The sequence below is a fragment of the Dietzia sp. B19 genome (assembly GCF_014145155.1).
Classification (GTDB): Bacteria; Actinomycetota; Actinomycetes; order Mycobacteriales; family Mycobacteriaceae; genus Dietzia; species Dietzia natronolimnaea.
The window spans coordinates 1-7742 of the sequence record NZ_JAALED010000201.1; the positions used below are offsets into that span (position 1 = coordinate 1).

General features: G+C 68.7%; 4 protein-coding genes. 3 read left to right on the forward strand and 1 reads right to left on the reverse strand.

Going from position 1 to position 7742, the window contains the following annotated elements; translation table 11 throughout:
• The 3 genes from rarD to ilvA form a co-directional block, all read left to right on the forward strand.
• The coding region (rarD, locus tag G6020_RS06770) for an EamA family transporter RarD (protein WP_241732600.1) at nucleotides 1-913 on the forward strand (913 nt) is incomplete at its 5' end.
• A gap of 42 nt (nucleotides 914-955) precedes the next feature.
• Nucleotides 956-4510: a DNA polymerase III subunit alpha gene (dnaE, locus tag G6020_RS06775; RefSeq protein WP_182610097.1), complete on the forward strand. Its 3555-nt coding sequence runs from the start codon at nucleotides 956-958 to the stop codon at nucleotides 4508-4510.
• A 42-nt stretch (nucleotides 4511-4552) separates the two neighbouring features.
• Nucleotides 4553-5827: a threonine ammonia-lyase IlvA gene (gene ilvA / locus G6020_RS06780; RefSeq protein WP_179525083.1), complete on the forward strand. Its 1275-nt coding sequence runs from the start codon at nucleotides 4553-4555 to the stop codon at nucleotides 5825-5827.
• A 7-nt stretch (nucleotides 5828-5834) separates the two neighbouring features.
• Here ilvA and treZ read toward each other — a convergent pair whose 3' ends face one another.
• Nucleotides 5835-7613 (reverse strand): malto-oligosyltrehalose trehalohydrolase, encoded by a 1779-nt coding sequence (treZ, locus tag G6020_RS06785; RefSeq protein ID WP_179525084.1) that lies wholly within the window; start codon nucleotides 7611-7613, stop codon nucleotides 5835-5837.
• Between the last annotated feature and the right edge of the window lie 129 nt (nucleotides 7614-7742).

Below are 7742 nucleotides of genomic sequence, written 5' to 3' on the forward strand. Positions count from 1 at the left end.
CGGGCGGGATCCCGCCGACCGGTCGGTGGCGCTCGGGATGCTCGCCGGGGTCCTGGCGTACACGCTCTGGGGCTTCTTCCCCGCGTTCTTCCCGCTGCTCGAGCCCGCCGGTGCGGTCGAGATCGTGGGCCACCGCATCGTGTGGTCGCTGGTGATCATGGCGCTGGTGCTCACCGTCATGCGACGGTGGCGGGAGCTGTGGGCGCTCGACCGCCTCTCGTGGGCGCGGATCGCCGGCGCCGCCGCGTTCATCACCGTGAACTGGGGTGTGTACGTCCACACGGTCAACTCCGAGCGGGTCACCGAGGCGGCCCTGGGATACACGATCAACCCCCTGGTGAGCGTGCTCCTGGGAGTCCTGGTCTTCCGCGAACGGCTGAACCGCCCCCAGGTGTTCGCGGTGGCCCTCGCCGCCGTCGCGGTGGGGGTTCTCACCGTGGGGTACGGACACTTCCCGTACCTCTCGGTGCTCCTGGCGTCGAGTTTCGGCCTCTACGGGGTCTTCAAGAAGAAGCTCCGGGTGGACCCGGTGGTGGGGATGACCGGCGAGGTGCTGCTCATCGCGCCGCTCGCGCTCGCCGTTCTGGTGTGGCTGGGTGTGACCGGCGCGGGCACGTTCACCGGACACGGGGTGGGGCACGCGGCGTTGCTCGCCACCGCCGGCCTGGTGACCGTGGTGCCGTTGCTGCTGTTCGCGGTGGCCGCCCAGCGGATCCCCCTGGCCACCGTCGGCATGCTGCAGTACATCATCCCGGTCCTGCAGATGGCCTGGGGGATCCTGGTGGTCGGGGAGCGACTGGACGCGGTCCAGTGGACCGGCTTCGCGTTGATCTGGGTGGCCGTGATCGCGTTCACGCTGGCCGGACGGTCACGCCGCCCGACGCATGCTGGCGTTTCGGGTCGTGTCGGATAACCGACCTACACTGGGCCGGACAAGCCGTAGGAGGAATGCTGCGTGGGCGGATCCCAGTTCGTGCATCTGCACAATCACACCGAGTTCTCGATGCTCGACGGGATGGCGCAGATCAACCCGATGTTCGCCGAGGCCTCCAGGCTCGGGATGCCCGCGGTGGGCATGACCGACCACGGCAACATGTACGGGTCCTCGGACTTCTACAAGCAGGCCGTCAAGACCGGCATCAAGCCCATCATCGGTATCGAGGCGTACGTCGCACCCGAGTCGAGGTTCAACAAGAAGCGCGTGCTGTGGGGCGAGAAGCACCAGAAGGGTGACGACGTCGCGGGTTCGGGCGCCTACACCCACATGACCATGGTCGCCGAGAACGCCACCGGCCTGCGCAACCTGTTCCTGCTGTCCTCGCTGGCCTCCTACGAGGGACAGCTGGGCAAGTGGGCCCGGATGGACGCCGAGATCCTGGCCGAGCACTCCGAGGGGATCATCGCCACATCGGGTTGTCCCTCCGGCGAGATCCAGACCCGCCTGCGCCTGGGCCATCACAAGGAGGCCTACGAGGCGGCCGAGAAGTGGCAGTCGATCTTCGGGAAGGACAACTTCTTCCTGGAGCTCATGGACCACGGGATCGACATCGAGCGGCGGGTCCGCGAGGACCTGCTCAAGCTCGGCAAGGACCTGGGCATGCCGCCGTTGGTGACCAACGACTGCCACTACGTCACCCGCGAGCAGTCCCACGCGCACGAGGCGATGCTGTGCGTACAGACGGGCAAGACCCTCGCCGACGAGAACCGCTTCAAGTTCGACGGCGACGGGTACTTCCTCAAGTCCGCGGCGGAGATGCGCGCCCAGTGGGACACCGAGGTCCCCGGTGGGTGCGACAACACGCTGTGGATCGCCGAACGCGTCCAGCCGTACGACGAGATCTGGGCGCCGAAGGACCGGATGCCCAAGTTCCCCGTGCCCGAGGGCGAGACGGAGGACACCTGGCTCGCCCGAGAGGTCCACAAGGGCCTGGAGTGGCGGTTCCCCGCGGGGGTTCCGCAGGAGTACCTGGACCGCGCGGAGTTCGAGCTCGAGGTGATCAAGGGCAAGGGGTACCCCGGGTACTTCCTCGTGGTCGGTGACCTCATCGAGTACGCCCGCTCCATCGGGATCAAGGTCGGCCCGGGCCGAGGGTCCGCGGCGGGTGCGCTGGTGGCGTACGCGCTCAAGATCACCAATATCGACCCGATCGAGCACGGCCTGCTGTTCGAGCGGTTCCTCAACCCGGAGCGCCCGTCCGCCCCGGATATCGATATCGACTTCGACGACCGTCGCCGCGGCGAGATGATCCGCTACGCCAGCGACAAGTGGGGCGCCGACAAGATCGCCCAGGTCATCACGTTCGGCACCATCAAGACCAAAGCCGCCATCAAGGACGCCGCGCGCGTGAACTTCGGCCAGCCCGGGTACGCGATCGCCGACCGGATCACCAAGGCCCTGCCACCGGCGATCATGGCCAAGGACATCCCGCTGTCGGGCATCACCGACCCCAAGCACGAGCGGTACGGCGAGGCCTCGGAGGTCCGTCAGCTCATCGAGACCGACCCGGACGTCAAGCGGATCTACGACACGGCCCGCGGACTCGAGGGCATGGTCCGGCAGGCGGGTGTCCACGCGTGCGCGGTGATCATGTCCTCCGAGCCGCTGCTCGACGTGATCCCCATGTGGAAGCGGGCGCAGGACGGCGCCCTGATCACCGGGTGGGACTACCCCTCGTGTGAGGACATCGGCCTGCTCAAGATGGACTTCCTGGGCCTGCGCAACCTCACCGTGATCGGGGACTGCCTGGAGAACATCAAGTCCAACCGCGGCGAGGAGATCGACCTCGACACGCTCAGCACCGATGACCAGGCGACCTACGACCTGCTGGCCAGCGGTGACACCCTCGGCGTGTTCCAGCTGGACTCCGGTGGCATGCGTGAGCTGCTCAAGCGCATGAAGCCCACCGGCTTCAACGACATCGTGGCCGCCCTCGCGCTGTACCGACCCGGCCCCATGGGGATGGGGACGCACTGGAACTACGCCGACCGCAAGAACGGCAAGCAGGAACTGGTGCCGATCCACCCGGAGCTGGAGGAGCCGCTCCGGGTGATCCTCGGCGAGACCCACGGTCTGATCGTGTACCAGGAGCAGATCATGGCCATCTCCCGCGAGCTCGCGGGATACACCGCCGGTGAGGCCGACGGCTTCCGCAAGGCCATGGGCAAGAAGAAGGCCGAGGTCCTGGCCGCCGAGTACGAGAAGTTCTCGGGCGGGATGTTCGAGCGCGGCTTCTCCAAGGAGGCCGTGGACGCCCTGTGGGGGACCATCGAGCCCTTCGCCTCGTACGCGTTCAACAAGTCCCATGCGGCGGGGTACGGGCTGGTGTCCTTCTGGACCGGCTACCTCAAGGCCAACTATCCGGCGGAGTACATGGCCGCCCTGCTCACCTCCGTGGGTGACGACAAGGACAAGGCCGCGCTGTACCTGTCCAACTGCCGGCAGATGGGGATCCGGGTCCTGCCTCCGTCCGTCAACGAGTCGCTCACCAATTTCGCCTCGGTGGGCACGGACATCCGGTTCGGTATGGGTGCGGTCCGCAACGTCGGTTCGCACGTCGTGGACTCCGTCGTGGCCGCCCGCACGGAGAAGGGGGCCTTCACGGACTTCTCCGACTACCTGGCCAAGATCGACCAGACCGCGTGCACCAAGAAGGTCACGGAATCGCTGATCAAGGCCGGTGCGTTCGACTCCCTGGGGCATCCGCGCAAGGGTCTGTTCCTGGTGCACGCCGACGCGGTCGAGTCGGTGATGTCCACCAAGAAGGCCGAGGCGGTGGGCCAGTTCGACCTGTTCGGCGGGGGGGACGCCGACGAGTCGGGAGGCGCCTCCGCCTTCAGCGACGTCTTCGCGGTCCGCGTCCCCGACGAGGAATGGGAGATCAAGCAGAAGCTGGCGCTCGAGCGGGAGATGCTCGGTCTGTACGTCTCGGGCCACCCTCTCGACGGGCTGGAGTCCGCGCTCGCCGCCAAGACCGACACGTCGATCGCCACCATCCACGAGGGCGAACTCGCGCACGGCACCGCGGTGACCATCGGCGGGATCATCTCCGGCGTGGATCGGCGGGTCAACAAGAACGGCGAACCGTGGGCGATCGTGACCATCGAGGACTTCAACGGCAGCGTCGAGGTGCTCTTCTTCCCCAAGACGTACCGCCTCGCCGCCCTCGACATCGCCGAGGACGCGGTCGTCCTGGTCAAGGCGCGCATCAACATCCGTGAGGACCGGGTGTCGGTGTTCGGTGACACCCTCGAGGTGCCGGACCTGGTCGTGGGCGGCAACGGCGCCCCGCTGGCGCTGACCCTGCCCACCCGGATGTGCACCATCGAGACCGTTACCGCCCTCAAACAGGTGCTCGGCCGACACCCCGGACCCTCCGACGTCCACCTGCGGCTGGTCAACGGGAACTCCTCGACGGTGTTGCGACTGGACGACCATCTGCGGGTGGAGACGTCCTCCTCGCTCATGGGGGATCTCAAGGCGCTGCTCGGGCCGGGTTGTCTCACCGGATGACCAGTTGGCGGTGACGGACCGCACGGTGGGACACTGGTCGTCGTGACCGTCACCGACTCCGCCGCGACCCAGGTAGTGACCCCAGACGACATCGACATCGCCGCCCGCCGCATCGGCGACGTGATCCTCGCGAGCGAACTGCACCAGAGCGAGCGGTTGAGCGAGCAGACCGGCGCGACCATCCTGCTCAAGCGCGAGGACCAGCAGGCGGTGCGGTCGTACAAGATCCGGGGCGCGTACAACCTGATGTCGCAGTTGACCGGTGACGAGCGCAGCGCGGGCGTGGTGACGGCGAGCGCCGGCAACCACGCCCAGGGCGTCGCGTTCGCCTGCCGGAGCCTCGGGATCAATGGCCGCATCTACGTCCCCACCAACACCCCCAAGCAGAAGCGGGATCGGATCCTCGCCCACGGTCGCAACTGGGTGGAGCTGGTGGTCACCGGCGTCAACTTCGACGCCGCCCAGACCGCGGCCCGCGCCGACGCCGAGCGGACCGGTGCGACGATGGTCCCGCCGTTCGACCACCCGGACACCATGGCCGGTCAGGGAACCATCGCGGCGGAGATCCTGGCGCAGCTCGACCGGGTCCCCGATGCGGTGGTGGTGCCGGTCGGCGGCGGCGGTCTGGTGGGCGGGCTCGCCACCTACCTGGCGGAGTACGCGCCCGACTGCAAGATCATCGCGGTGGAACCCGCGGGAGCGCCCTCTCTGACCCGGGCTCTCGAGGCGGGCGAGCCCGTCACCCTCGACACCGTGGACACTTTCGTCGACGGTGCGTCGGTGGCACGGCTCGGGGATTTCCCGTTCGGGGTGATCTCGTCGATGACCGAGCGGATCCAGGTCCTCACCGTGGACGAGGGTGCGGTGTGTACGGCGATGCTGGAGCTGTACCAGAACGAGGGGATCATCTCCGAGCCCGCCGGCGCGCTGGCGGTCACCGCACTCGAGCAGCTCGAGATCGACGAGGGCGCGACGGTCGTCTGCATCATCTCGGGCGGTAACAACGACGTCTCGCGGTACAGCGAGATCATTGAACGCTCGTTGGTGCACCAGGGGCTGAAGCACTACTTCCTGGTCAAGTTCCCCCAGGAGCCCGGCCAACTGCGTCGATTCCTCGACGAGGTGCTGGGTCCGGAGGACGACATCACGCAGTTCGAGTACCTCAAGCGCAACAACCGCGAGTACGGGGCCGCCCTCGTGGGTATCGAACTCGGCTCCGCCACGGGCCTGCACTCCCTGCTCGAGCGGATGGAGGCCTCCCGGATCGACTGTGAGCGGCTCGAGCCCGGCACCGCGGCGTACGAGTACCTGACCTGAGGCCCGTCTACCCGGTGTCCGGGCGGGTGCGCACCACCGCGAACCCGAACGCCTGACAGAAGACCGAGTCCTCGTCGACCACCGCCCCCGAGGCCAGCACCGCCTCGCCGGCCACCGGGACCCTGCTCGGCTCGGTTCCCAGGTTCACCACCAGGGCGAGCGATCCGCGGTGGACGATCAGCCAGCGGCCGTCGTCGGCCTCGACCCCGCACCGCACGCGGACCGACCCGAGCCACGGATCGGTCAGCTCGGGCTCGGCCCGCCGGAGGGCGATGAGTGCGCGGTACCCCCGGAGGATCTCGGCGTGCTGGTCCCGGGTCTGCTCGGACCGGTCCAGCACCGACCGCCGGAACGTCTCCGGGTCCTGGGGGTCGGCCACCGTGGCCGGGTCCCATCCCATCTCGGCGAACTCGCGGGTCCGGCCCCGGCGCACGGCGTCGGCGAGCTCGGGCTCGGGGTGCGAGGTGAAGAAGCAGAACGGGGTACGCGCGCCCCATTCCTCGCCCTGGAACAGCATCGGCGTGAAGGGGGAGCACAGGACGATCGCGGCCTTGGCCAGCTGCTGCGCGGGTGAGAGGTTCACGGAGGGCCGGTCACCCGCGGCGCGGTTGCCCACCTGGTCGTGGGTGAGCGTGTACGCCACGAACCGGCTGCCCGGGACCCGTCCGACATCCAGCGGGCGGCCGTGGACCCGCCCCCGGAACGCCGACCACGTCCCGGCGTGGAGGAACGCCCCGGTGAGGACCTGCCGGAGTGACTCGAGTGACCCGAAGTCCGAGTAGTAGCCCTGGCGTTCACCGGAGACCGCGGCGTGGACCGCGTGGTGCACGTCGTCGTCCCACTGTCCGGTGAGGCCCAGTCCGCCGCCCTCTCTCGCGGTGACCAACCGGGGGTCGTTCTGGTCCGACTCCGCGATCAGCGACAACGGTCGCCCGAGGTGGGCGGAGAGGGACTCGACCTCCACCGCCAGCTGCTCGAGCAGGTGCACGGCCGAGGCGTCGTGCAGGGCGTGGACCGCGTCCAGGCGCAGGGCGTCCACGTGGAACTCGTCGAACCAGCGCAGGGCGTTGTCGATGATGTACCGGCGCACCTCGCCCGAGTGGCGGCCGTCGAGGTTGAGCCCCGATCCCCACGGCCCGTCGGCGGCGGACAGGTACGGGCCGAACTCGGGAAGGTAGTTCCCCGACGGCCCGAGGTGGTTGTAGACCACGTCAAGACACACTCCCAGTCCGCGGGCGTGGCAGGCGTCCACGAACTGCTGGAACGCGTCCGGTCCTCCGTACGGCTCGTGCACGGCGAACCACGCCACCCCGTCGTAACCCCAGCCGTACTCGCCGTTGAACGCGTTGACGGGCATCACCTCGACCATGTCCACGCCCAGCTCCACCAGGTCGTCGAGGTACTCGATCGCGCTGGTCAGGGTGCCACCGGGGGAGAAGGTTCCCACGTGCATCTCATACAGGAGTGACCCGGCCAGTTGCCGACCCGTCCAGGCCGAGTCGGTCCAGCGCGTCGCGTCCACCCGGTGCACCCGCGAGAGCCCGTGCACGCCGTCGGGCTGACGCGCCGACCGCGGGTCGGGACGCGCGTCGCTCACCTCGCCGTCGTCGCCCGTCACCACGAACCCGTAGTCCCTGCCCTGCTCGCGGACGACGGTCGAGGCCCACCAGCCGTCGGCGGTGCGGTGCATGGCGATCGGATCGGCGTCGGCGGAGTCCAGGACCAGGCCGACGGCCTCGGCTGTCGGCGCCCAGACGGAGAACGTGTCACTGCTCGGGAAGGTCACACCCCCAGGGTAGGGAAAACCACCGGGGGCGGGGCGGCGATACTGGTCCCATGACCGACCCCGGGACACGTGTGCTCAGGCTGGCCGCCGGCCCGGACGTCACCGGCGAGTACGAGGAGAAGCGCTCGA